This window comes from Vreelandella azerica (genome assembly GCF_013112225.1).
GTDB lineage: Bacteria > Pseudomonadota > Gammaproteobacteria > Pseudomonadales > Halomonadaceae > Vreelandella > Vreelandella azerica.
The window spans coordinates 163,040-187,756 of sequence record NZ_JABFHI010000001.1 but is presented as its reverse complement, the minus strand read 5'-3'; the positions used below and the strand labels follow the sequence as shown (position 1 = coordinate 187,756).

The window sequence follows — 24,717 nt, the reverse complement described above, 5'->3', positions numbered from 1 at the left end:
CTAAAATCACGTGCATTATGACAAAAAGAAAGCCCCCGGAAAATGGGGGCTTAAGGCAAATATTTTGTAGTTAAACTACAACACAACCACAATATTTTGTGTTGCAGCGCAATATCACGTTTAAACAACTGTTCGTTAGAATCGTCAAGTCAATAGATAATCCAGTAGCTTATCAACAGACATTCAGTCATCAATAGCCTTCATCGATGACTACATTTCTAATGAATGGTCGGCGCCGGTGCCGACGGGTCTTCTAAAAGAGTTTCGACTTCCGCGGCGGTGTAGTGATATTCCGTGTGGCAGAAATGGCATTGCGTGTCTATGGCACCCTGCTCAGCCAGGATATCGCGCAGTTCATTGGCACCCAGCGTGAGCAAGGCGTTAGCCATCCGTTCGCGGGAGCAGGTGCAACCAAAGCGCAGCGCCTTGGGTTCAAATACACGAACAGTCTCCTCGTGATAGAGCCGATAGAGCACCTCGCGTTGCTCAAGACCGAGCATTTCTTCGCGCTTGATGGTGGCAGCCAGATGAACACTGCGCTCCCAGGCATCGACGTCCTGGTTTTGCGCTTCACTGGGTAGACGCTGCAGCAGCAAGCCCCCGCCCGCTGGCCATCTGCCGCCAGCCAAAGTCGTGTAGGCAGCTGCTCAGACTGGCTGAAATAGGCTTCCAGGCACCCGGCCAGATCTTCATGATCCAGCGCCACTATGCCCTGATAGCGGTTGCCATCCTTAGGGTCCAGAGTGATAACAATCTGGCCGTCACCCACCAGCTCACGGAAAGGTGTGTCACCATCAGGCAAGGCGGCGTTTTCGGCTACCCGGGCAATCGCCCGTAGCTCACCCCCAGGATTGGATTCAGCCATCAGCAGTGACAGACTACCCTGACCGCGCACTTCGATGCTCAGGGTACCATCCAGCTTGACGGTATCCGTCAGCAACGCAACGGCAGCCAGTAATTCACCCAGCAGCGCATTGACGGCATCCGGGTAGGCGTGGCGGTCGAGCACTTCATGGTACGCCTGCTCAAGAGTGACAATCTCACCGCGCACATTGGTTTGGTCAAACAGGAAACGTTGGATTTGGTCAGACATAGAGGCAACCGGTAAATAAGAGTGGAAGACCAGCTATCAGCAGGGTGATGATGAGGATGTCATTCGCCCTGCTGACGCTGGAAACGCTGAATATCACGCCGTTGCTTTTTATCCGGGCGCTTAAGCGGATGCTGCATCACTTCATTGGTCAAGCGGCGGGCTTCGGCTTCTTTACTACGCCGCTGAATACTGTCTTCGGTTTCGGCGTACAGCTTGCGGGCCTCCGGCGCTCCACGGCGCTGGTCAGATAGCGAGATAACTTCCACCTCGTAGATATCCCAGCCCTGAGGTACGCGAATCAGCGCCCCCAGCTCGACGTTCTTGCTGGTCTTTACCCGCGCGCCATCGTATTGAACCTTGCCACCTTCTATGGCTTTCTTGGCCAGGGCGCGAGTCTTGAAGAAACGCGCCGCCCACAGCCATTTATCGAGTCGAACGCCATCACTCACGGCAAACCTCCTAGACAGTTGGTGAAGACTGCATCAAGTCAGCAAAACGATCCAGGGCGACGAATTCCTTGAGCACTTTTTCTGGACGCTGACTGTCAGGCTCGCGGATACCCAGCAGGTAGCAAATACCGAATTCACGGGCGCTTTCCAGTACCTTGGGGTTATCGTCAATAAACAGGGTGCGGGCTGGGTCGAAGGGTTCGATTTCCTGCAGGGCGAACCAGAAAGCCTGCTCTTCCTTGGCGGCGCCTACATCCTGGGAAGAAACGATCGCATCCAGATAGCTTTCCAACCCTGTTAGCGGCAGTTTGAGCGCCAGGCTTGCACGGTCTGCATTGGTGGCCAATATCACCCGGGGATGCTGGGTTTTAAGCCACTGAAGAAAATCCAGTGCATCACCGCGCAAGCCAATCAGATGCTGAACCTCACGCTTGAGAGCGATGATATCTACCCCCAGCTCCTGGCTCCAGTAATCCAGGCTGTACCAGCTCAAGGTACCCTGCATATCGGTAATACGTGCAATCAGCTGCTCTTTCGTCAATCTCGCTTGCGAGGCTTCATCAAGCTGGTGCAGTTCAACATAGCGGCGCGGCAAATGCTCAAGCCAGAAGTGGCTATCAAAATGCAGGTCAAGCAGGGTGCCGTCCATGTCCAGAAGCACGGTATCTATTGTCTGCCAGTCGATCATCTCAACTCCTGCCTGGATCAAAACGTGAATTCAAAACAATGTTATTGTACCGCAAATATCCCAGAACCAGCCACGGAGGCCCCAGATGTCATCCTTTGATTCCTCTTCATCGTCAGAACAGTCACCGTCAGAACAGTCGCCAGCCGATGCCCAAAACGGCTCTCAATACCTGCAGAAGCCTCAGGTTCTTGCCTGCCAGAAGGTGACTCGTAGCCGGCTTTTCGAGGTGGAATCGCTTGATCTGCGCTTTTCTAACGGTGAAGAGCGCACGTTTGAGCGGCTGACCGGCAGTGGCCGAGGGGCTGTCATGATAGTGGCCATGCCGGACCCACAGCATGTGCTGATGATTCGTGAATATGCTGCTGGGTTCGAGGAGTATATTCTCTCGCTGCCCAAGGGCCTGGTCGACCCGGGAGAAGATATTGTCACTGCTGCCAACCGCGAGCTGATGGAAGAATGCGGCTTTGGTGCCCATTGTATCGAGCCATTATCTGAACTTTCACTTGCCCCCAACTATATGGGCCACCGGATGCAGGTGCTGCTGGCCACTGACCTTTACCCCAAACGCCTGCCCGGCGACGAGCCGGAACCCTTGATAGTGGAAACCCATGCCCTGGAAGAGCTGCCTGCCCTGCTATTGCGCGAGGATTTTCACGAAGCGCGTGCCATTGCTGCCTTATATATTGCACGAGACAAATTACGTGCCAACGATCAGCACCAAGACACACCCCTGTTGTGAAAGACGCCGCAGCGATGCTTTCCAGGTCAGGCATCTGAAAACCTTAGCCTGAATACTATACCCACGATATTCAACGGCGCTGGCAGTAACCATTAATGCCAGCGCCCGGTAATCACGTGCTATTATGCCAGATGCAGGAGCGCCCTCTAGAAAGTTTCCCAGTCTGCATGGTCGTTGGCTGACAGCTGAGGAGTACTCGATTATGGACGCGCCTTGTCTGTTTGCGCGGTTAGCGCCAGAGGCGCCTTACCCTGCGTCAGCTGCTCCTGACGCTTTAAAGCAGCTTCGACGCTTTCTTCTTCACTGCCTTCAACGCGGAACGCCGCTACCACGTTGGCCAGCTCATGGGCCTGTTGGGTCAGCTGACTGGCCGATTCGGCAATCGACTGGACACGGCTGGCATTTTGCTGGGTGACGTGATCCATTTCGGCAACGGCAGTGTTGATCTGGGCAATGCCGCTGCTTTGCTCTTCAGAGGCCTGAGTGATCTCTTCCATCAGGTCGCTCACCTTCATCACCTGGGCAACGACTTTTTCAATCGATGATTCCGCTTCCTGTACCGCTTCGCTGCCGCCCTTGATCTCGCTATTCGAGGCATCAATCAATTGGCGAATTTCACTGGCTGCGTCAGCGCTGCGGCCGGCCAGCTGGCGCACTTCACCGGCCACGACCGCAAAGCCGCGCCCTGCTTCACCGGCCCGCGCTGCTTCTACCGAGGCATTCAGGGCCAGGATATTGGTCTGAAAGGCAATGCCGTCAATCACACCGATAATTTCATTCATTTTTGCAGAACGGTCGGCGATACGTTCCATGCGCTGAACCAGCTTCTGCATCTGTTCGCCGGTATCCCGCGTGGCATTGGCATTTTCAACGGCCAGCTTGCTGGCCTGGCGGGCGTTATCGGTGTTCTGCTGCACGGTCGCGGTGATTTCATCCATGCTCGAAGCGGTTTCCTGCAATGAGGATGCCTGCTGCTCGGTGCGCGATGCCAGATCTTCGTTTTCCTTGGCGATCCGCTGCGCGGCGGGTGTGACCACACGGACACGCTGCTCTATCTCACTGACGATACCTGATAACGATACCCGCATGGTGCGGATGGAACTGAGCAGATCGCCCAGTTCATCCTGACGTACCTGGGTAATTCGCGCGGCAAGGTTACCCGCAGCAATCTGAAAGGCAACCCGTCGTGCGTCATTCAGTGAGCGTACCAGCGACTTGAGAATCAACACACTCAGCAACACCATAAGACCAATCCCGACGACCAGCACGCCTGCCTGTGCGATCAGCATCTGCTGCTGCCCTCTTTCAGCCGCCGCCATCAGGTTGCCTGCCAGTTCACGCTCGTTGGCCACCAGAGTATCCGCCGAGGCCTGAATATCGCTGAGTAAAGGCACAACGCCGTCATTGAAATGCTCAAAGGCCGCAAAGCCTTCGCGGTTTTCAAGTGCCGTATAGGTATTATCAATACGGGTGCGCAGCTGGTCTAACTGCTGCTGAAACTGCTCAACGCCGGGTAAAGAAACTTGCTCTGAGTTACTATAGCTCTGCCAGTAAGAGACGATACGATCCTTGTTGGCCTCCCAATGAGCCATCAAGGCAGAAATATCGGCACTGCGCGGATTACGTACCGCAGGTTCGAGGTTATTCACCGCCTGATTCACCAGACGTTCAATTGACTGCAGACTGGCAACATCCTCAAGCCCTGACTGATTCAGCCGAGCCAGCCGCTCGCCCGACACCACCAAGCCGTAAACTCCTAGACCACCGGCAATGGCCAGTAAAATAACCGACGTCAACACCATGCCCATCAGCTTGGCCTGCATACTGGTGAAGCTGAAACGCCCCAGCCATCCCGCCAGGCCAGTGCGCTGGATAACCCCTTTTTCACCTTGATACCGCGCACCTTGCCCTTATGCAGCATGGCGGCATACACACGCTCGGCACGCCGGATATCTTTCTCACTGGCCCGCCGACGCACCGAGGTATATCCAACCACTCGGTCAGCATCACGCAGGGGAGCCACCGTCGCCTGAACCCAATAAAAGCTGCCGTTTTTGCAGCGGTTTTTGAGGATGCCTTGCCAGGTATGCCCTGCCTTCAGGGTTTTCCACATATCTTCAAACAAGCCAGAAGGCATGTCCGGGTGGCGCATCAGGCTATGGGGCGCGCCAATCAGTTCTGCATGTGAATAACCGCTGACAGCGATCAAAGCAGGGTTAGCGAAAGTTATCACGCCATTGAGATCAGAACGTGAAATGAGCACGTCATCTTCTTCAAGACGGTATTCCTGATTTGTCACAGTCGGGTTATTTCGCATAGTTGTCTCGTGTTATCACTGTCAGTTCGGCCAAGGCATCAACAACGTCGTCGACCAAATTATTAAAAACAGTGAACAACCCTAAGCAGATTAACGTTAAGAGACAACTACTTTCGTTTAATGCTGTTAACGTTCCAGCACCACGCTATCAGAACGACAAACGCCACCCGGTCAAGGTGGCGTTCAGTCGTATCATTGCCGTGTTACCTGTACGGCATCAGGCAAAGACGATATCGGCAACATCCTGATAGCGCTCAGCAAAGTGCACAGTGACGCCATCGGTAATGTAATCCGGCAGCTCGGCATAATCGCGCCGGTTGGCTTCGGGCAAAATCACCTCGAAGATATCGCTACGCCGGGCGGCAATCACTTTTTCACGAATACCCCCGACCGGTAACACCTGCCCAGTGAGCGTCAATTCGCCGGTCATCGCCAAGGGGCGATTAATCGATTGATGCCTGGCCAGAGACAGCAAGGCGGTGGTCATCGTCACCCCGGCAGACGGGCCATCCTTGGGGGTAGCGCCTTCAGGCACATGAAGATGCACAAAGGCCGAATCGAAGAAATCCGCGTCAGCGCCGTGGTCTTGCAGGTGGCCCAGCGTATAGCTGTACGCGATATTGGCCGACTCCTGCATGACATCACCCAGCTTCCCGGTCAGCTTGAAGCCTCGATCCAGAGTATGCACCTTGGTCGCTTCAATCGGCAGGGTCGCGCCGCCCATCGAGGTCCAGGCCAGGCCGGTCACCACGCCTTCGCCTTTGAGCACTTTTTCCTTGCGGAAAATTGGCGCACCAAGAAACTCTTCCAGATTATTGATCGACACCTTAACGCTTTGCTGATCGTTTTCCAGCAGCTTGACCGCTGCCTTACGCACAATCCGGTGCAGTTGTTTTTCCAGCTGGCGCACACCGGCTTCCCGGGCATAACCTTCAATCACCTGCCTGAGCGCCGCATCGGTGAGATTGATACGTTTTTTGGTCAGGTTGTCACGCTTGAGCAGTTTGGGCCACAGGTGGTGTTTGGCAATCGCGACTTTTTCTTCAGCGATATAGCCTGACAGGCGAATTTGCTCCATACGGTCAAGCAAAGGCCCGGGAATCGAGTCCAGAGTATTGGCGGTACACACAAACAATACCTTGGAGAGATCCATACGGACATCCAGATAGTGATCCAGGAAGTCCACATTCTGTTCAGGGTCGAGCACTTCCAGCAGGGCCGACGCCGGGTCACCCTGATAGGACTGGCCCAGCTTGTCGATCTCATCGAGCATGATTACCGGATTTTCAACCTCAACTTCCTTAAAGGCCTGCACCAGCTTACCCGGCATGGCCCCAATATAGGTCCGCCGATGCCCCTTGATTTCAGCCTCATCGCGCATGCCGCCCACTGAAAAGCGGTAAAACTTGCGCCCTAAAGCTTCCGCGATTGAGCGGCCAACCGAGGTTTTACCTACCCCTGGTGGGCCAACCAGCAATACCATGGAACCGCCGACATCGCCCTTGAAGGTACCCTCGGCAAGAAACTCGATAATACGTTCCTTGACGTCCTTGAGGCCGTCATGGTCACGGTCAAGCACCGTACGTGCATGGGCCAGATCCAGTTTATCATCACTGGTCACGCCCCAGGGCAGGCAAGTCAGCCAGTCCAGGTAGTTACGCGTGGTGCCGTATTCCGGCGAGCCGGTTTCCAGCACGCTCAACTTATTCAACTCTTCATCAATGCGCTCTTGAACACGCTCAGGCACCGTCAGATTTTCCAGACGCGCACGGAAGGTATCCACATCGTTTTCACGGTCATCCTTGGAAATACCCAGCTCGCGCTGAATCACTTTGAGCTGCTCTCGCAGGAAAAACTCTCGCTGGCGCTCCTGCATCTGGGCGTTGACCTGCTCACTGATCTCGCTTTGCAGTTGGGCAACGTCGATTTCCTTGCGCAGTAGCGGCAATACCTTCTGCATCCGTTCGCTGACTGGCAAGGTGGCCAGTACATCCTGCAACTCCGGCCCCTTGGCAGAGGTAATCGCAGCGGCAAAGTCCGTCAACGGCCCTGGCTGGTTGGGGCTGAAGCGGTTCAGGTAATGCTTCAGCTCCTCGCCATAGAGGGGTTGATCGGTAACAACTCCTTGATACCGTTGATAATCGCCATGGCGTAAGCGCGGGTTTCTTCGTTTTCCGCATCAACGGGTTCTTTGGGGTAGCTGACCTCGACCAGATACGGTGGTTTCCTGGATAGCCAGCGCTGGATTTTGAAACGCTGCAAACCCTGGGCAATGAACTGTACCTGCTCATCTTCTCTTTTCAGCTTATGAACCTTGACGGCAGTTCCTACCTCAGGAAAGTCGTCCTCACTGAGCGACTCCAGACCTGCTTCACCAACAAAGGCCACACCAATCGTATGATGAGGAGTATTGCCGACCCGGCGCATGGTTTCTTCCCAGCGCTCGCGGTTGATGACCAGCGGCTGAACCTGGGCGGGGAAAAACGGCCGATTATGAATAGGCAGCAGATAGATACGTTCAGGCAAGGCGTCGCTTGCCGAGATCAGTGAATTGACTTTTTCACCGTCTGAGCGGTAATCCTGTGAAGACGACGCTTCATAGGCTGATGTTTCTTCTTCTGCCAGCCATTCAGGGGCATCGCTTGCCTGACCTTCATTATCTTGGCCAGTATTGTCGTCGCGATCACTGGCGTGATGCTCATTTTCGTCAGTATCGTGAGTATGATTGAAGTCCTGGTCGCTCATGCGCCCTCCATTCAATAAGTTGACGGCATAATTACCGTCTGATGTTGCTTAAAAAATGCGGGCAGCAATAGCAAACTTCAAGGAGAGTTAACAAAATAGCTGGCGACGGACGACACAGCCCGAGCGTTGGTCGTTTCAGAACGCTCGTCAACCTAGAACTCAGGCAGTGGACGGCCGTTGACGCGCCAGCTTCCAGCGATAAGATCAAACGTCAATGAACGCGTACCTATCGGCAGGCCTAGCCACAGGGCGGCGACCGATGGGGCATCATTCCAAGTGATGTCACCATCCAGGCGGGAGCGCCAACGTGCCTGCATGGCCTCGTTATCCGCATGAACAATGCTTAGCTCTTCAAGGTCGCGGGCATCAAAAAACAGCGCACCTTCCGCGCTGGCATTGATCTCGAGCAGCGGGCTTTCAAGGTTGATGGTAGTGATATCCAGCCGAGGAGAATCCTGAAGCGCGTTCAGCAGCAGTGGCTCCAGGCGCGTTAGCAAACCATCGGCTACAGGCATAGAAGTATCGCCCCAGGCGGCTTCCTGGCGCAGCTTGGCAAATATCTGACGCACTGAATCGGCATTGATGCGTGACAGCTCGGCGGCAATTCTGCCTTTTAGAATGGGGGTATCCGGCGCTTCCTCAGTCAGCAGGGTATCACCAATGACAAGCTCGCCTGTGACGCTTAACTCGCGTTCATCCAGGTGCATTTCACTATGCACCTCAATGGGTTCAACTTTAAGGTCAAGGTCCGGGTGAGCCAGGTTCAAGGTGCTGATATGCAGATGGTCGCGCTGATTGAAGTGGTAGGCATCTTCAATGTAGGTGTAGCGGCTATTAAGTTCGACAGGGCCAATCTGCAAGCTGGCATCGCGGTCGCTAAAGGTGAGCTGATCCAGGCTGGCGTTCAGACGCCAATCGCCATAGACGCCTTCAATGCGCATTCTGGCGCCGCGCACATTCAACTGACGACCATTTTGTTCAACAATCAGCGGCGCCAGTGCAAGGCGCAATTCGGTACGCCCCCCAGGGTGTGGTAGCGTCCCTGCCAACGTGGGTAAGAACGCACGGATACATCCCCCACTGCCCGCTGCAATTGGGTATCCAGCTTGGGCAGCAAGGCGCCTTCAACGTCGGTGCTCAATAACCCATGGCGAGCCTGATAAGAGACTTCAAGGCGCCAGGGCCGCCCCAGTAGCGGCGAAATCAAAATTCGCCCGTGGGAATTAAGCCAGCCTGGGTGGCTTTCCACCCGCTGCATCCGCCATTCTCCGCGGGCATTCAGGCCGTTCAGCGCCTGGCGCAGGCTATGTTCAAACAGGATGCTGGAAAGCAACTGGGCTGCCATCCATAAAGCAGCCAGGGATGCAATTATCGGGACAACAAGTCGTTCCTTGCGCATGATGCCACTCCTGGGAACACCGCCAAGACGGCAAAACGAATCAATGCAGCCAGAACCATAGATGCATGGTACTCCAGGCATACAAACCGGCCATCACATCATCAATCATGATGCCAAAGCCGCCCGCCACACGACGGTCAGCCCAGCGGATCGGCCAGGGTTTGAACACATCAAAAACGCGAAATACCACAAACCCCCATAGCGCAGACTCCCAGGAAAACGGTACCGCTGCCATGGTGATCCAATAGCCGACAAACTCATCCCAGACAATCCCAGAATGATCATGAACCCCCAGGTCCCGAGAAGTCTTGTCACATAGCCATACACCGACAATAAAGGTGACGACGATAATTCCCATATACCAGCCAAAAGGCAGATCTGCCATCAGCCAGTAAAAGGGAATAGCGGCCAAGGTACCAAAGGTACCCGGCGCAAAAGGCACGGCACCACTGCCCAAACCAAAGGCAAAAAATGCGTGGGGCGCCGCCAAACGCTCGCGGGCGCTTTATTCATGGCGTTTCTCCCACAAAGTGTTGCCAGCCATCCTGGCTTTCAGACATTACACCGCTGACCCCTGGCGTGTCGATACATTGGCCAATCGCCGTCAAGGGCACGCCCAGGCTGGCTAAGGCCGAGCATGCTTCAAGCCAATGGTTTTGCGGGATGCTGACCAGCAACTCATAATCATCACCACCGCTTATTGCCGCCTGCCGTGCGCCTGAAAGCCCCAGTGCTTCCGGCAGGCCTTCGGCCAAGGGGATAGCATCCGCATCAAGCTCGGCACCCACGCCTGACGCTCGGCGCAAATGTCCAAGATCCGCCAGCAGACCGTCAGAGATATCCAGGGCAGCGGAAGCCAGCCCCGTCAGCGCCTGACCTGCCGCCAGACGTGGCGTGGGCAGCAGGTAACGCTTCAATAGAGGATGTTCAAGGTCACGTTCGCCCTGCTGCCAGAGCGCAAGCCCTCCTGCCCCGCCCCCCAGGGCGCCGGTCACGGCAATGATATCCCCGGGCGAGCACCGTGACGCGTCAGCGCCTGCCCACTGGCCACTTCGCCCATCACGGTCACACTGATCGCCAGTTGACCGGCGGTGATATCGCCACCCACCAGCCAGGTGTCATGCTGTCTACACAGTGCCAGAAAGCCGTCTGAGTAGGCTTGCATCCAGGCTCTACCACTAGTGGTATTACTCCAGGTGCGCTGATCAAGCGCCAGTGCCATCAGACACCAGCGTGACTGCGCGCCCATCGCCGCCAGATCAGAAAGCGCCACAGCCAGCGCCCGGTGGCCCACTGTATGGGCCGGCGCATCGGCGGGGAAATGCACATCCACCACAGAGGTATCCACGCTGACCACCAACTGCTGGCCAGGCGTGGGGGTTAACAGGGTGGCATCGTCACCCACGCCAAGGACAACGCCTTCGCCCCCAGCGGTCGTAAAGAATTCTTGGATCAGATCAAATTCGGCTAACACCTTGCCCCCTTGATCATCCCGGCAGGTGCCGATCAGCGCCGACGCGCGCTGACCTCAGCGCTGCGCAGACGGCTTGCCAGTTTATCCAGAATACCATTGACGTACTTGTGACCGTCAGTGGCGCCAAAGGATTTGGCCAACTCGACCCCTTCATTGATCACCACGCGATACGGCACCTCGTGGCGCTTGGCCAGCTCATAGGCACCCAGGCGCAGAATCGCCAGTTCGACCGCATCCAGGTCGACCAGGCGGCGATCCAGCAGCGGCGCAATATCACGATCCAGCTCTTCCTTGAAGCGTGCTGTGTTATGCAGTAGATCATGGAACAATGCCTGATCGGCGATCTGCATCACCTTGGCCCAGTTCTCGTGATCTTCCAGGTCATCATCCGGCTTCTGACTGCGAAACTCGGCTTCAATCGAGGTCATCGACTTACCGGTCATGTGCCATTGATAAAGCCCCTGCACTGCCAGCTCACGCGCCGCATGGCGGCCTTCCTGAGCGGCAGTCGGTTGACGGGGTTGGCTCATTGCGCCGCCTCCGGAGAGAGCGCGCGCAGCAGAGATACCATTTCCATTGCTGCCATGGCCGCTTCGGTACCTTTATTGCCTGCCTTGGTGCCTGCGCGCTCGATAGCCTGTTCAATGGATTCAACGGTCAACACACCGTTGGCCACCGGCGTATCAAACTCAAGCTGCAGAGAGTTCATTGCTGTATTGCAGCCACCGGCCACGTATTCAAAATGCGGGGTTCCGCCACGAATGACGGCACCTAGCGCAATCACTGCATCCGGCTTGACTGTCTTGAGCACTTTCTTGACCGCTAGCGGCAATTCCCAGGCGCCCGGCACATGGACAATCTGGATATGCTCGCTGTCAACGCCGTGGCGCACCAAGCTGTCCACGGCACCTTCTACCAGGCTATCGACCACGTGATGGTTGAAGCGACCAACCACGATCACATAACGGCCATCAACATCAAAAAAGTTGCCTTCAACTTGAGAAAGGGGTTCCATCACTCGTTACCTACCTAAAATAAATCCTGCTAAAAATGGGTCTGACTTAACGTCAGCCTTGCTACTACGTCTATTCGCTGGTGTCACCAGGATTAAGGCGTTCGACCACTTCAAGATCAAAGCCTGAAAGCGCCGAAAACTTCCACGGCGAGCTAAGCAAACGCATCTTGCCAACGCCTAGGTGGCGCAGAATCTGCGACCCTGTGCCAATGGTCAGGTAGTTGCCGGCTCCGTCAGAATCACTGGTGCGTGGCTGACGCACCCGATCAAGCAGGATATCCAGCTGGTCTTTCAGATCCTGATGCGGGCGGGCATCATCAATCAATACAAATACGCCGGGTGACGAACCGGCGATCTCAGCCAGCGACCGCTGGGCATCCCAACGCCCCTTGCCATCCTTCATCAAGCCCATAATATCGCGCAGGGTATCTGCCAGGTGCACGCGCACCGTGGTGGGCTGATCCGGAGTTGGCTGGCCGTTTACCAGCGCAAGATGGTGGGCACCCTGAATGCGGTCACGAAAAACATGTAAGGTCATATCACCGTAAACCGTCGACTGGGGCAGCGCTTCCAGGTGATCAACCGTCTGCTCGTTGACGATACGGTAATGAATCAGATCGGCAATCGTGCCCATCTTGATACCATGGGTCTGTGCGAAAACCTCAAGTTCAGGGCGCCGTGCCATGCTGCCATCGTCATTCATGATCTCACAGATCACGCCGCTGGGGTCACAGCCGGCCAGTGCTGACAGGTCACAGGCAGCCTCGGTATGCCCCGCGCGCCGTAAAACACCCCCAGGCTCTGCCATCAGCGGAAAGATATGCCCCGGCTGGACAATGTCCGTCGGCTTGGCATTCGCGGCGACGGCTGCCTGCACGGTGCGGGCACGATCTGCGGCAGAAATACCCGTCGTCACTCCTTGCGTTGCTTCAATCGAAAGAGTGAACTTGGTACCAAAACCCGAGCCGTTATCCCTGACCATCAATGGCAGGTTCAACTGCTCGCAGCGCTCACGGGTCATCGGCAGGCAAATCAACCCGCGTGCATGACGTGCCATGAAATTGATATGTTCGGCCTGAACCATCTCAGCCGCCATGATGATATCGCCTTCGTTTTCGCGATCCTCATCATCCATGAGAATCACCATCTTGCCCTGGCGAATATCGTCGATTAGTTCTGCGATAGGGGCCAAGCCCCCAGAGGAGTGCGCCATGAAATCTCCCAGTCTGAGTCGCATTAGTGCGATGTGCGCGTCAGGGTACCTTGCCACGGCCCACTGCGCTAGGCCCTAGTGGTCAGGTCACTGTTCTTGAATGACAGGCGAAGCAATAATCCGCCAATCGCGCCCTACCGCACGAATATCATGAATAGTCAGTTGCCGCTGATCCGCCATACGCGCAATACCCGATAAATTGAACAGGCCGCGGGCATCTCCTCCTAACAGGGTTGGCGCCATATAAAGGTGCATTTCATCGACCAGACCAGCATCCAGCAAGGCACCGGACAGGGTGGCACCGGTTTCCACCAGCAGTTCGTTGATCTGTTCGTGTTCAGCCAGCCAGGCCAGCATGCCAGCCAGTTCAACGCGGCCATCTTCACCGGCGGGCAACACCTGCACCTCGGCACCCGCCTGCTCAAGCTTGGCGCGCTTTTCAGCACTGCCCGCCTGTGTCGTCATGATTAGGGTGCGGCCTGGTGCCATCAGGCAGGCGGCAGCCAGTGGCAAGCGTAAGTGAGTATCAAGAATGACCCGCAGCGGCTGGCGCCGCACAATATCATCGGCGTCTGTCAGCCCTAACTCTGCGCTACGCACCGTTAGGCGTGAATCATCCATGATCACCGATTCCACCCCACTCAGAATGGCGCCTGAACGTGCCCGCAGCTGTTGCACCTGGCGGCGCGCCTCGGGGCCGGTAATCCATTGCGACTCCCCTGATCCCATGGCCGTGCGCCCATCCAGGCTCATCGCCATTTTCAGGCGTACAAAGGGGCGCTGGCGTTCCATACGCGACACAAACCCTGGGTTAAGGCGGCGAGCATCGTCTTCCAGCAGCCCGACATCCACCGTCACACCGGCATCCCGTAACAGCTGGATACCCCGCCCGCTCACCTGCGGGTTAGGGTCTATCATGGCCACCACTACTCGCTGGACACCTGCTTTGTGCAAAGCCACCGCACAAGGGCCAGTGCGACCTGTATGCGAGCAGGGTTCCAGCGTCACATAGGCGGCTGCCCCTGTAGCGCGCTTACCGGCGTCGTTAAGGGCATGGACTTCAGCGTGAGGCTCGCCTGCGCGCTGATGATAGCCCTCTCCGACAATCTCACCATCACAGGCAATCACACAGCCAACCCGAGGGTTAGGGGCCGTTGTGTACAGGCCACGCTCTGCCAGATGCAGTGCCCGAGCCATAAAGGTATAATCTTGCTGAGTAAAAGCGGTCACGGGGTACCTCGCGGCGCCTTTCCAGAGGTATTTTCCTCCTCTTGCGGCTCCTGAGAGAGGCGGTCTATTTCAGCGCGGAATTCATCCAAGTCCTGAAACTTGCGATACACCGAGGCAAAGCGGATATAGGCAACCTGATCAAGGGTCTTTAGCGCCTGCATCACAAACTCACCAATATCCAGTGCATTGATTTCCCGATCGCCTCGCGCACGCAACACTTGACGAATGCGTTCGATCGCCGCTTCGGTTGCCTCAGCGCTGACCGGGCGTTTTTCCAACGCCCTTAACATGCCAGCGCGCAGCTTACGCTCATCGAACATCTCCCGGGAGCCGTCAGATTTCACCACACGAGGCATGATCAGCTCAGCGGTTTCATAGGTTGTAAAGCGTTCATGACAGGCCGCGCACTGGCGGCGGCGGCGAACCTGGTCGCCATCAGCGACCAGGCGGGAGTCTGTGACTCGGGTATCGTGAGCACCACAAAAGGGGCAATGCATGGCATCAACCTGTTATCGAAAGTTGCGAACGGATGTCGCTGACATCCAGGCATACGCGACTGGCAAACCAAATGTGACCGTATTGTAGCGATTTAGCCGCTTTAATGCAGTCTTTAGCATTAACGACGCAACAAACGCCTTAACAGATAATCGGCACATAACCTCACATTGGCACAATAGAAGCATTAACGAACCCTAACCAAAATACTGATCAGCCAGTGCCAACATCCTGTATCTTGATTCACCCACTTGCAGATTCCATTGATGAGCAACCATCCCATGCTGACATCGCTTTCATCGCTTTTCCGAACATCACCGCTGCTGATATCTTTCAGCTTGCTGGCAGGTCATGTGGCTGCCAGTGAAACGTCACTCCCCGCCCCCGTTAAAGCTCTGGCTGAAAAAGGCATCGAGATACACAGCCAGTTCAGCGCTCCCGGCGGATTGACAGGCTTTGGTGCCAGCGCCCAGGGACGCGAAATGGCTGTCTACCTGACCCCTGACGGTGAACACGCCATCGTTGGCACTTTGATGGACAGCGCAGGCAATGACCTGACCGCCCCTCAACTGGATGAACATGTACGCGCCCCACTGGAAGCTCAGACCTGGCAACTACTGGAAGATAGCCACTGGATTCAGGATGGCGATCCACAGGCACCTCGAGTGGTGTACACCTTTACCGACCCCAACTGCCCTTACTGCCAACAGCTCTGGGAAGCCGCCCGCCCCTGGGTTGAGGCAGGCGAGGTACAGTTGCGTCATATCATGGTCGGCATACTTAAGGCCCAGAGCCCCGCTCAGGCGGCTGCGTTATTGGGTGATGACAACCCTGCTGAAGCCCTTAAGGCACACAAGCTAGGTGAGGAAGTTGCCCCCAGCGCCCAGCCCCGCGATATCGAACAGCAGGTATTGGACAATAATCATCTGTTTGAGGAACTGGGCCTTTACGCAACGCCGACCAGCGCCTTTCAACGCCGTACGCGAGATGGCGTCATACGCATCGAACGAATTGAAGGCATGCCAAGCCAGCAACGCCTTGAAGAGATGATGGGCGGAGCGAGATGAGTGGCGAGGCAAACTTTCTTTTTATCTATTTGCTCGTCATACTTGAAGCCAGACGAACTAACACTTATTAATATTACTGCGTGTGCCCTGCATCACTGCTTGTTCGACTATTCAGAGACGCCTAATGCGCTACAACGAAGCGAAGGAACATACCTCGGGCCGCCTGCATGACCTTTTGCCGACCCTTACAGGGCATTCGATAACGAAAGGCATGAGCGTCAGTTACATATTCGTGTAATGCTTTATCAGCTGGCTGTCCTCCCCATGCAACGGGGTCTGTTAACCTTACGGGTGATTCATGGTTGGCAGAACGGTGGCTGCGAACCAGGCGATCTGCAATATGTTGAGTATCCTCTCAATGAGCTTGCTAACCTGCAGCGCGTCAGCGCCATTTTCCATGCCTCTACCCGACAAGCGTCTTCCTTTCCGGTAACCGATGATACCCTGCTGGCGGCGCCTCTGGCCCAGGCAATTGCTGACGCTCAAGCGAAGGGTATCTCGCTGGATCACGACACACGCAATCATCCGGCCCGTTGGCCCGAGTTCGGAGGCGGTCTGGCACTTTATACGTTGTTTAAGATGTATCACCGTCTGACCTACAGCGAAGACGATGCCTATCGCAGCAGCCAATGCCATACCTCAGCGGGAGTGCGTGAAATTCATGAATTCCACCTGGAAGAGGGCGAATTTGCCTTCTTGACGCCGCTAGAGCGCGACTTTATTAGTGAAAACTCCACTCTGGTGTTGCATGAAAGTCAGCTGGAGCCTTTCGAGAAATTGCTGGCCGAAAGCCTACCGCTTTTCGGCCCATTCTGAGCTGATCATAACGACAATAACGCCCCACCTGAGCGGGGCGTTATGCGTTTATCTAATAGCCAATCTTCCCCAGCCTTAACTGAGTGAAATCGTGCTATTGATGCCACTGGAAACGTTTTCCGGTTCAAACCAGCGGGCAGTGACCGTCTTGGTTTGCGTCCAGAAAGCAATGGCCTGCTTACCATTGGGGCCTAGATCCCCCAGCTTGGAACCGCGCGAGCCGGTGAAGCTGAAGTAAGCAACCGGCACCGGGATCGGCACGTTGATGCCAATCTGGCCAACATCAATATCGGTCTCGAAGCGGCGGGCAACCCAGCCGGAATTGGTAAAGATAGACGTGCCGTTACCATTCGGGTTGGCATTGATGAACTCAATGGCATCATCCAGGGTTTCAACCGACACCACACACAGCACCGGGCCAAAGATCTCTTCGCGATAGATGGTCATCTCAGCGGTGACATCGGCAAACAGCGTCGGGCCTACAAAGTTGCCGTCCGGGTAACCTTCCACCGTGCAGCCTCGGCCATCGACCAGCAGCTTGGCACCTTCCTTTTCGCCGGCGGCAATCAGACGCTCGACGCGATCCTTGGCCTGAGGCGAGACCAGCGGCCCGAGATCGGCATCACGTTGGGTGCCCGGCCCTACCTTCATGCCTTTGGCACCGGCAACGATATCACCGAGCCATTCGCGTGCTTCGCCTACCAGCACAACCACGGAGTTGGCCATACAGCGCTGGCCCGCCGCCCCAAAGGCCGAGCCCAAGAGGTTATTGATCGCCTGACTGCGATTGGCATCTGGCATGACCACACAGTGGTTCTTGGCGCCCATCATGGATTGCATGCGCTTACCCGCAGCGGCGGCGCGGTTATACAGCAGCGAACCGACATGGCTTGAACCGATAAACGATAGCGCCTTGATATCCTGATGATCCGCAATCTGATTAGCGACATCCGGCCCGCCGTGAACCACGTTCAGAACACCGGCGGGGATACCGGCTTCATGGGCCAGCTCTACCAGGCGCATAGTTGACGTCGGGTCCTGCTCGGAAGGCTTGAGCACGAAGGTATTGCCCGTGGCAATCGCCAGCGGGAACATAAAGCATGGCAGCATGATCGGGAAGTTGAACGCCGTAATGCCTGCACCCACGCCCAGCGGCTGGTGCATGGTGTAGACATCCACTTCGCTCGCCGCATTCTCAGCCAGCTCGCCCAACTGCAAAGAGGTGATCGAGCAAGCATGCTCAACCACTTCAAGGCCACGGCCAACTTCGCCTTCGGCATCCGGCAGGGTCTTGCCGTGCTCTTCGGTAATGAGCGCCGCCAGCTCAGCGGTGTTGTCGCGAATTAGCGCCTGCAGCTTGAGCATGATGCGCATGCGCTTGCCCAGCGGCACCTTACGCCATGTCTTAAACGCTTCCTTGGCGCTGGTCACGGCACGTTCCACCTCTTCTGCGGTGCAGAAAGGCACACGGGCGACGACTTCCTGAGTGGCCGGATTGACGACATCGCGCCAGTCCTGACTTTGTGATTGTACCGGCTGGCCGTCAATATACATGGGGATTTCGCGAATCGGCATTACATCTCTCCAGTTGGCTGGCGCACTCCTTGAGGGGCGACGCTCTTGTATTTATCGGGCGCGTTTGATGGCGCGCCATTGGAAACAGGATGATTGCTACAGAGTCAATTGTATAGCAGGAAGTTAACGTAAGCGTCAACATTCAGATAAAAACAGTTAACCCGACAAAAGGCCAATACCCGCCGCCAGCCGCCATCAAAAAGGCCTACCCGGTTAGGGGAAGGCCTTGAAATTGAAAAGCAAACCGTTGAACGGCGAAGGCGAGCATCGCATGACCGTCAAAGTCGATGTAATTCCCGAAGGTTGAGAAAAACACTCGATTACTCTCTATATGGACTGGTGATGTCAAAGACGTTTTATTTAAGTAGCTGAAAATCAGACGGCTTATTGGGAGTTTCTTCAAGGGGGCCAACTCGTTCCAGCCGATATCCATGACCATAGACGGATTCCAGGTTCCAGCCATACTCACCGGTCAGGCTGAGTTTCTTGCGTACTCGGTGTATATGAACATCCAGAGTGCGCGTTTTAGCCTTATGGGTCATTCCCCAAACATATTCATAGAGATAGGAACGCGAAAGTATACTGCCTGCGCGGCTGAGCATCAGGTAGGCCAGCTTAAGCTCTTGTCGCGTCAAGGCGACAGGCCCACCGTTAACATAGGCAACCTCATTTTTCTCATCCAACAGGATGCTGCCAAAATCCAGCTCAGTTTGCTCAGCTTCGCGCAAAGAGGCAAATAGCTGACGTCGATAGGCTGCATAAACACGGGCAGATAAAACGCTAGGGCTGAAGGGCTTGCTGATAAAGTCATCGGCACCTTCATTCAGTGCTTGAATAATGTCCTTTTCATGTTGGCGTTGAGTGACCATAACAACAGTAGGAAGTTTTTTCAGATATCGTTTCATCCAGTCAAGTATTTGGATACCGGTTCTGTCTGGCAGGTGCCAATCCAGTATGACCACATCAAAGGTATCTCGACTGGCAATGCTTATAAAATGTGTGCCCGATTCAAAGGTCGTGATATCAACTGTAAAACCACGTTTATTGAACCCTTTAACAAGAGCACTGCTAACCAGCTTGGCGGCGATTGGATCATCTTCAACAATAGCTATACGCATAAGGTTCCTTCCCATTCATTGACACTGCCAAGATAAAATTAACTTAATCTAATACATACGGAGTTTAATAAAACAATATTTATGTAAAACATAAGCGTCAGGACAACGCACATCAGCCTGCGAGCACAGGCGGCATTAATTTTTCAAATAAATCAAAGATATAAGGTTGCCGCTTGTAATAAAAAAACAACTTCCATCTTGGCAAATATTGTATTTATTATATATAAATTAGCATATTATATTTAATAGGATTTGAAATTAGCACTCCCTAAAGTTATTTCCTCTTGTTCCGCTATTTAAGAGAATTAAAAAAATTTATCATATTATCTTTTTTAATAATTAAATTGTATAGCAATAGAATGCTTTTACAAGATAGGTACAAAAATTTTACACCTATTAACTTTTCGGTTATCAAAATAACAACTTCCAGCACTACCGTAGACAACACACGACTATCGCAGTCGTGTGATGGTCCGCATTTAAAAAAGAACATTTGACAGAAGCTAGATACCTGTTGACGTCAACAGGCTCTAGCGTCCAATTAGCCCCTCAGTGAGCCAGGGCTGCCAGGCCAACAAGACCAGAGTGACCAAGGTTGCGAGCAGAAACGGCAGCAGCGAACGGAAGATGCGCATGGGAGGCACCCCCGTCATGGAGGAGGCAACGTAAAGGCCCGCGCCTACGGGGGTGTCAACAGGCCCATCACTAGCGTCAGGCATACTACCACGCCAAACTGGTAAGCGCTGATATCAAACTGGCTCTGGGCAATTGGCAGGAGGATAGGTACTACCAGGATCAGGGCGGCAATCCCATCGATGACCATCCCCACCAATAAAAGCACCCCAATCATCAGCAGCAGAAACATAAAAGGGTCGGTGGTCAGGGCCGCGATCCAGCTGGCAGCCATCTGCGGCAGCTGCTCATAGATCACTACCCAGCCGAATACCCCGGCGGCAGCAATCAACATGATCACCAGGCCCGCATTAATAGCCGTGCGACGCAGCACCTCGGGCAGCAGCGCCAGTTTCAGATCACGGTAGACAAAGCGGCCGATCAGCAGCGCAGCCAAAGAAGCCAAGGCAGCGGATTCCGTCGGTGTGGCAATCCCCAGCAGAATGCCGCCGATGATAATCACCGGAATCAATAGCGCGGGCAGCCCCCATAAAAAGTCATGCAGCGCCTGACGCCGACTCGGCCACTCGCCCTTTGGATATTGCTGCATCAGCCCCACAACGGCAATCACGATAAAAAAGTAAACCCCAACACTAGTCCCGGCAGCACCCCGGCCAGAAACATTTCCGCAATCGGCACCTGGGCCATCACACCAAACAGCACGAACAGCATCGAGGGCGGAATAATTGGCGACAGCAACCCACCGGCAGCGGTAATCGCGGCACTGTAGGGCTTGGGATAACCTTCCTGCTCCATGGCGGGCACCATGGCTCGGGACATGATGGCAATCTGTGACGCGGCAGATCCAATGATGGAGGCCATCATCATATTGGCGATCAGGTTGATATAGGCCAAACCACCGCGAAACCCACCGACAAAAATCCGCGCCAGGGCAATCAGGCGGCGGGTCAATCCGCCTTCATTCATCAACTCACCGGCCAGCATGAACAGCGGAATCGCCAGCAGGCCATAGCTTTCAATCGCGCTGAACAGCTGCTGTGGGTAAGACTCGAATAGGACTGCATTACCGGACGCCTGGATATACCACATGGCGGTCAGCGCCAGCACCAGAGCAATCGGCACCGCCGTAAACAGCAGCAGGAAAAAAACCAAAATGGTCATGACGACGTCTCCGTAGCGCGGCGCTTTGGTGAGTCGCGCCAGCCGGTCAGGGTCTCAATCAGATTGGTGATGCCATGCAAGCTAAGCGAGAACGCAAACCAGGGCAGAATCAGCCAGAACCAGACCTTTTTCACGCCCAGTGTGGTGGTGTTTTCCGCATAAATGAAGTTGAAGGTCTCCCCCTGGAAGGCGCCAACATCAAACCCCGCCTGCCATAACGCTAGCGGCTGAAACCAGCGCCAGCACAGCCATACCATGGCTAAGCCGAAAAACGCTACGCTCAGGTCAACCCAGAGGCCTATGATGCGCCGCCCGGCTAGCGGCAGAAGATCGCTTAGCAGAGTGACCGCAACCCCCTGGCGACGCTTGAGGATGGCGCTGGCAATCAGCAGGGTCATCCAGATCATGGCGTAGATCGCCAGCTCACTGACAAAATACAGTGGGCTGCCCATAGCGCGCATGGCAACATTCGTCAGAATCAGACACGTCACCGCCGCGGCAAGCAGCGCGGCGGTGATCTCTTCACAATAGGCAATAGCGGCGGATAAGCGTTGCAGCATCAGTCCTCTCGCAGGCGATCTGCTTCAGCGCGCAGGGTTTCCAGCATCGGCGCCTTGGGTGCCCAGATGCTCTCCCATTCGGCAATCGCCTCGGAGAAGAATTCGGCATCCGCTTCGACGATATTGATATCCAGCTCACGGATTTCCTGTTCCTGCTCGGCGTCCATCGCCTCAAAACCTGATAGCACGTTTTCAAGATGCTCGGCCATGGTGGCGTCAATCAGCTCACGGTCTTCAGCAGAAAGCTCGCGCCATACGCGGCCGGATACCACGCCGACCATGGGGAACATCATATGGTTGGAGATCAGCAGATTTTCGGCCTGTTCATAGAATTTCAGAATCAGGATGGAATCAAAGTCCATGTCGATCGCATCGACCTGGCCATTGGCGAGGGCATCGTAGACCTCCAGCAGCGGCATGGGCTCCGGGGCCGCGCCTGTGGCGGTATAGAAATCGCGGATCGGCTCAAAGGGAGTAATCCGCAGGCGCAGGCCATCCATATCGTCAACGGACGTAATCGGATCACGGCTTAGCACCTGGCGCATTCCCACCATGCCATAGCCTACGCCCACCAGGCCGACCTGTTGCGGCATCAACTCAAGCAGTTCAGCGGCGGCATCTGAACGCAGCAAGCGCGCCGCATGGTTAACGTCATCGACCAGATAAGGTGCGTAAAGCGCGCCGAAATCCGGGATGCGGTTGGAAATCTCCGCAATGGTCAGAAACGCCATATCCAGGGCGCCGGTCTGCAACTGCTGTACCATCTGGGCTTCATTACCCAACTGCTGAGCAGGAAAAACGCTGACACTGTGCTCACCGTCAGAGCGCTCGTGAAGCGACTCAGCAAAGGCAACCGCCTCTGTTGACCACATATGTTGCGCTGGCGTAATCAGGCCAAGGCGAAAATCCCGGGCATGAGCTGACATTGACGCAGCCGCAATGGCCGTGGCGGTGATAGCAAGCGTTAGCGTTTTTAGTCGCATTGTGAATGACCTCTTGAAGAATCCAGCGGTTAAGTAGGCTGTAATAGCGCACTAGTTTGATTGTTATCGCGAAATTACTTTGAATAACAACAGAGAATACCCCAGCCGGGCTTGCAATGGCACCCGTTACGACCAAGGAGCAAGGTAGCGGGAAGATCACTGTATATTGCGCCTGCCTTACCACACCGCCTATGCTGACAACCTGATTGATGAGAGAAGGCCACCATGCAGGAGAAACAGTCATGAGCAAGCCTATCGCCGTCGTCATCGTGCCGGTTGACCGCTCGCCCGCCTCGCGGGCCGGTGTGATTCATGGCGCTTTGTTGGCACATCTGCTGGATGCCAGGCTGGAGTTATTGCATGTGGTGCCTCTGCACCCGGCGGAGCTCAGCGATCTGCCTGCCAACCGCAAGCCCAAAGGCGACCGCGCGCTGGAACAGTTTGACAGCAAGTCTACCGCCGCCTTGGCCCAGGCTCGCCAGGTATTGACTGAGCTACCCTTTGCCAGTGGCTTGACCGTTGACGATGTTGTTCTGCATGAAGACAGCTATGTTCCCCACCCTGACCGTGCGATCGTGGAGCATGCCCGTTCCCGCCCCAGCGCCATGTTGGTGATGGGTGCCAGACGGTTGGGCGAACTGGGTAAGCTGGTTCGCGCAAGCGTCACTAATGCGGTTGTCCATAGCACCCATGAGCCGATCACAGTGCTGCATGAAAACAGTCAGGCGCTGGAACATATCGGGCGGATTCTGCTGCCTACCGACGGCTCCCGGCATAGCCTTAACGCGGCACGTTTTGCTGGCCAACTGGCACGCAGTGCCGAACTGGCGGTTGATATGCTGTTTTGCCAACCAGCCGGTGGAGAAAAGACGCAAGCGCTTGCCGATCAGGAGACCGAGCGGGTCTTTGCCCTCACCCGTGAAGCGCTTGGCCATGTTCCTTGTGGCTTGGCACAGCGCACAATCAGCTCGAACCAATACGCCAAGGCGATTGTGGAACAGGCCAAGGCATCCCCGGAGCCACCGATTATCATCATGGGCCGTCGCGGCCTGGGGCCATGGCAGGCAACGCTAATGGGCAGCATCAGCCAACAGGTTATCTCCAAGGCAGCCTGCCCGGTTACTCTGGTGGTTTAGGCACCACCAGATTCATAGGCGGCCTTGAGGCGATAGAACTCTGCGACGATAGCGTTCATCTGTTCATGGTCGTAGTCGCACAGTCCGCTCACCACCAGTTTTTTTGAGCCAACCCCCACGGCTTGCCCACCGGACTGAATCGAGAATTCCAGGCGGGCATCCGCACGCTTGCCCTGCACCGTCAGCGATGAATCGGTCAGTTCAAGCCCCGGCGCCTGAGCATCCAGGCGTTCCAGCTTGAACCCCATGCTGTCGTAGATCACCAGCGGACGCTTGGGGTTGAACATGACGCCGTGGGTTTCCATCAGCGGTTTCAGGTAATGCGGAAAGTTCTTGCCCGAAAACGCCACATAGCAGCGCGTAAAGGCATCAATAGCGGCGGCATCATGGGTTACATCGCCACTGCGCGTGGCGGTCAGATAGCACTTGCCCTGCTCATCGCACACCTGCACAACACCGTCGTCCGTTTCACGAAAACACAGCGGCGTATCAGCGCCGACCATGTTGGTGAAGCGGAATTCCATCTGCTGCCATAGACCAAAGCGCTCAAGCACCAGGGCAAACAGCAAATCTCCCGGCACGCAGAAACGTCGCGCATCCGGGTTATGAATCGGGTTGTAATCACCGGCAACGCCTTTGGCGAAGCGGCTGGCCTGCATAGCGGAGATCACCACAAGATCGCCGCTCTGCGTGTAAAAATCCTTGAACATGGCGGTTGCTGCCTGCCTAGCGTTAACGTTAAAAGTTGATAAATAGTAAAACAGACTCATTGCTGCCGCGCATCATGCCACAAAAGCGTGGCAAACTGGAG

The 24,717-nt window shown here is 55.3% G+C and carries 19 protein-coding genes and 6 pseudogenes; 4 read left to right on the top strand and 21 right to left on the bottom strand.

The window, feature by feature from the left end; all coding sequences use genetic code 11:
• Positions 1-218 precede the first annotated feature (218 nt).
• The 3 genes and pseudogenes from hslO to yrfG form a co-directional block, all read right to left on the bottom strand.
• Positions 219-1,093, bottom strand: a pseudogene (gene hslO, locus HLB35_RS00895) (Hsp33 family molecular chaperone HslO).
• Between the two features lie 59 nt (positions 1,094-1,152).
• On the bottom strand, positions 1,153-1,542 hold the full coding sequence (locus tag HLB35_RS00890; protein ID WP_171701165.1) for a S4 domain-containing protein: 390 nt from the start codon (positions 1,540-1,542) through the stop codon (positions 1,153-1,155).
• Between the two features lie 10 nt (positions 1,543-1,552).
• A complete protein-coding gene (yrfG, locus tag HLB35_RS00885) occupies positions 1,553-2,230 on the bottom strand; it encodes a GMP/IMP nucleotidase (protein WP_171701164.1) in 678 nt (225 codons plus the stop codon).
• Between the two features lie 85 nt (positions 2,231-2,315).
• On the opposite strand from yrfG, the gene nudE reads away from it, so the two are divergent.
• Positions 2,316-2,969: an ADP compounds hydrolase NudE gene (gene nudE / locus HLB35_RS00880; RefSeq protein WP_171701163.1), complete on the top strand. Its 654-nt coding sequence runs from the start codon at positions 2,316-2,318 to the stop codon at positions 2,967-2,969.
• Between the two features lie 200 nt (positions 2,970-3,169).
• Here the strand turns inward: nudE and HLB35_RS00875 are convergent, their stop codons facing one another.
• From HLB35_RS00875 to nrdR, 12 genes and pseudogenes are all read right to left on the bottom strand, one after another.
• Positions 3,170-4,771, bottom strand: a complete 1,602-nt coding sequence (locus HLB35_RS00875) for a methyl-accepting chemotaxis protein (protein ID WP_422822414.1) — start codon at positions 4,769-4,771, stop codon at positions 3,170-3,172.
• 5 nt (positions 4,772-4,776) lie between these two features.
• Entirely contained in the window at positions 4,777-5,286 is a 510-nt protein-coding gene (locus HLB35_RS16800; protein WP_235936923.1) for a PAS domain-containing protein, read from the bottom strand.
• A gap of 217 nt (positions 5,287-5,503) precedes the next feature.
• A pseudogene (lon, locus tag HLB35_RS00870) lies at positions 5,504-8,031 on the bottom strand (endopeptidase La).
• A gap of 152 nt (positions 8,032-8,183) precedes the next feature.
• Complete coding sequence (locus HLB35_RS00865) at positions 8,184-9,041, bottom strand: DUF945 family protein (protein ID WP_235936922.1); 858 nt, start codon at positions 9,039-9,041, stop codon at positions 8,184-8,186.
• Entirely contained in the window at positions 9,017-9,430 is a 414-nt protein-coding gene (locus tag HLB35_RS16795; RefSeq protein ID WP_235936921.1) for a YdgA family protein, read from the bottom strand. The genes HLB35_RS00865 and HLB35_RS16795 overlap by 25 nt, the downstream gene beginning before the upstream one ends.
• 40 nt (positions 9,431-9,470) lie before the next feature.
• Positions 9,471-9,943 (bottom strand): annotated as a pseudogene (locus HLB35_RS00860) (phosphatidylglycerophosphatase A family protein).
• Positions 9,940-10,904: pseudogene (gene thiL / locus HLB35_RS00855) on the bottom strand (thiamine-phosphate kinase). Before thiL ends, HLB35_RS00860 begins: the two co-directional pseudogenes overlap by 4 nt.
• Positions 10,905-10,936: 32 nt before the next feature.
• Positions 10,937-11,434, bottom strand: coding sequence for a transcription antitermination factor NusB (gene nusB, locus HLB35_RS00850; RefSeq protein WP_171701161.1), 498 nt, complete (start codon positions 11,432-11,434; stop codon positions 10,937-10,939).
• Complete coding sequence (gene ribH / locus HLB35_RS00845) at positions 11,431-11,919, bottom strand: 6,7-dimethyl-8-ribityllumazine synthase (RefSeq protein WP_171701160.1); 489 nt, start codon at positions 11,917-11,919, stop codon at positions 11,431-11,433. The genes nusB and ribH overlap by 4 nt, the downstream gene beginning before the upstream one ends.
• Positions 11,920-11,989: 70 nt before the next feature.
• Positions 11,990-13,132, bottom strand: coding sequence for a bifunctional 3,4-dihydroxy-2-butanone-4-phosphate synthase/GTP cyclohydrolase II (gene ribBA, locus HLB35_RS00840; protein ID WP_171701159.1), 1,143 nt, complete (start codon positions 13,130-13,132; stop codon positions 11,990-11,992).
• 87 nt (positions 13,133-13,219) lie between these two features.
• Entirely contained in the window at positions 13,220-14,362 is a 1,143-nt protein-coding gene (gene ribD, locus HLB35_RS00835; RefSeq protein ID WP_171701158.1) for a bifunctional diaminohydroxyphosphoribosylaminopyrimidine deaminase/5-amino-6-(5-phosphoribosylamino)uracil reductase RibD, read from the bottom strand.
• Complete coding sequence (nrdR, locus tag HLB35_RS00830) at positions 14,359-14,859, bottom strand: transcriptional regulator NrdR (protein WP_171701157.1); 501 nt, start codon at positions 14,857-14,859, stop codon at positions 14,359-14,361. Before nrdR ends, ribD begins: the two co-directional genes overlap by 4 nt.
• Before the next feature lie 264 nt (positions 14,860-15,123).
• On the opposite strand from nrdR, the gene dsbG reads away from it, so the two are divergent.
• A complete protein-coding gene (gene dsbG / locus HLB35_RS00825) occupies positions 15,124-15,924 on the top strand; it encodes a thiol:disulfide interchange protein DsbG (RefSeq protein WP_235936920.1) in 801 nt (266 codons plus the stop codon).
• 124 nt (positions 15,925-16,048) lie between these two features.
• A pseudogene (locus tag HLB35_RS00820) lies at positions 16,049-16,740 on the top strand (hypothetical protein).
• A gap of 75 nt (positions 16,741-16,815) precedes the next feature.
• Here HLB35_RS00820 and HLB35_RS00815 read toward each other — a convergent pair.
• From HLB35_RS00815 to HLB35_RS00795, 5 genes and pseudogenes are all read right to left on the bottom strand, one after another.
• Positions 16,816-18,315: a CoA-acylating methylmalonate-semialdehyde dehydrogenase gene (locus HLB35_RS00815; protein WP_171701156.1), complete on the bottom strand. Its 1,500-nt coding sequence runs from the start codon at positions 18,313-18,315 to the stop codon at positions 16,816-16,818.
• A gap of 356 nt (positions 18,316-18,671) precedes the next feature.
• Positions 18,672-19,433 (bottom strand): response regulator transcription factor, encoded by a 762-nt coding sequence (locus HLB35_RS00810; protein WP_171701155.1) that lies wholly within the window; start codon positions 19,431-19,433, stop codon positions 18,672-18,674.
• 530 nt (positions 19,434-19,963) lie between these two features.
• Positions 19,964-21,227 (bottom strand): annotated as a pseudogene (locus HLB35_RS00805) (TRAP transporter large permease).
• The gene (locus HLB35_RS00800; RefSeq protein ID WP_171701154.1) at positions 21,224-21,787 is read right to left on the bottom strand and encodes a TRAP transporter small permease; all 564 of its coding nucleotides are present in this window, start codon (positions 21,785-21,787) and stop codon (positions 21,224-21,226) included. The pseudogene HLB35_RS00805 and the gene HLB35_RS00800 overlap by 4 nt, the downstream one beginning before the upstream one ends.
• Positions 21,787-22,770, bottom strand: coding sequence for a TRAP transporter substrate-binding protein (locus HLB35_RS00795; protein WP_171701153.1), 984 nt, complete (start codon positions 22,768-22,770; stop codon positions 21,787-21,789). The genes HLB35_RS00800 and HLB35_RS00795 overlap by 1 nt, the downstream gene beginning before the upstream one ends.
• A 242-nt stretch (positions 22,771-23,012) precedes the next feature.
• On the opposite strand from HLB35_RS00795, the gene HLB35_RS00790 reads away from it, so the two are divergent.
• Positions 23,013-23,906, top strand: a complete 894-nt coding sequence (locus tag HLB35_RS00790) for a universal stress protein (RefSeq protein WP_171701152.1) — start codon at positions 23,013-23,015, stop codon at positions 23,904-23,906.
• Here HLB35_RS00790 and HLB35_RS00785 read toward each other — a convergent pair.
• Positions 23,903-24,616, bottom strand: coding sequence for a DUF3581 family protein (locus HLB35_RS00785; protein ID WP_171701151.1), 714 nt, complete (start codon positions 24,614-24,616; stop codon positions 23,903-23,905). The two genes, HLB35_RS00790 and HLB35_RS00785, sit on opposite strands and share 4 nt — an antisense overlap.
• Positions 24,617-24,717 lie beyond the last annotated feature (101 nt).

Bases quoted from the DNA above. Each gene is read 5' to 3' on its own strand.
- yrfG (WP_171701164.1), bottom strand. From the start codon at position 2,230: ATGATCGACTGGCAGACAATAGATACCGTGCTTCTGGACATGGACGGC.
- nudE (WP_171701163.1), top strand. From the start codon at position 2,316: ATGTCATCCTTTGATTCCTCTTCATCGTCAGAACAGTCACCGTCAGAA.
- HLB35_RS00875 (WP_422822414.1), bottom strand. From the start codon at position 4,771: ATGGTGTTGACGTCGGTTATTTTACTGGCCATTGCCGGTGGTCTAGGA.
- HLB35_RS16800 (WP_235936923.1), bottom strand. From the start codon at position 5,286: ATGCGAAATAACCCGACTGTGACAAATCAGGAATACCGTCTTGAAGAA.
- HLB35_RS16795 (WP_235936921.1), bottom strand. From the start codon at position 9,430: ATGCGCAAGGAACGACTTGTTGTCCCGATAATTGCATCCCTGGCTGCT.
- nusB (WP_171701161.1), bottom strand. From the start codon at position 11,434: ATGAGCCAACCCCGTCAACCGACTGCCGCTCAGGAAGGCCGCCATGCG.
- ribH (WP_171701160.1), bottom strand. From the start codon at position 11,919: ATGGAACCCCTTTCTCAAGTTGAAGGCAACTTTTTTGATGTTGATGGC.
- ribBA (WP_171701159.1), bottom strand. From the start codon at position 13,132: ATGGCGCACTCCTCTGGGGGCTTGGCCCCTATCGCAGAACTAATCGAC.
- nrdR (WP_171701157.1), bottom strand. From the start codon at position 14,859: ATGCATTGCCCCTTTTGTGGTGCTCACGATACCCGAGTCACAGACTCC.
- dsbG (WP_235936920.1), top strand. From the start codon at position 15,124: ATGAGCAACCATCCCATGCTGACATCGCTTTCATCGCTTTTCCGAACA.
- HLB35_RS00815 (WP_171701156.1), bottom strand. From the start codon at position 18,315: ATGCCGATTCGCGAAATCCCCATGTATATTGACGGCCAGCCGGTACAA.
- HLB35_RS00810 (WP_171701155.1), bottom strand. From the start codon at position 19,433: ATGCGTATAGCTATTGTTGAAGATGATCCAATCGCCGCCAAGCTGGTT.
- HLB35_RS00800 (WP_171701154.1), bottom strand. From the start codon at position 21,787: ATGCTGCAACGCTTATCCGCCGCTATTGCCTATTGTGAAGAGATCACC.
- HLB35_RS00795 (WP_171701153.1), bottom strand. From the start codon at position 22,770: ATGCGACTAAAAACGCTAACGCTTGCTATCACCGCCACGGCCATTGCG.
- HLB35_RS00790 (WP_171701152.1), top strand. From the start codon at position 23,013: ATGAGCAAGCCTATCGCCGTCGTCATCGTGCCGGTTGACCGCTCGCCC.
- HLB35_RS00785 (WP_171701151.1), bottom strand. From the start codon at position 24,616: ATGTTCAAGGATTTTTACACGCAGAGCGGCGATCTTGTGGTGATCTCC.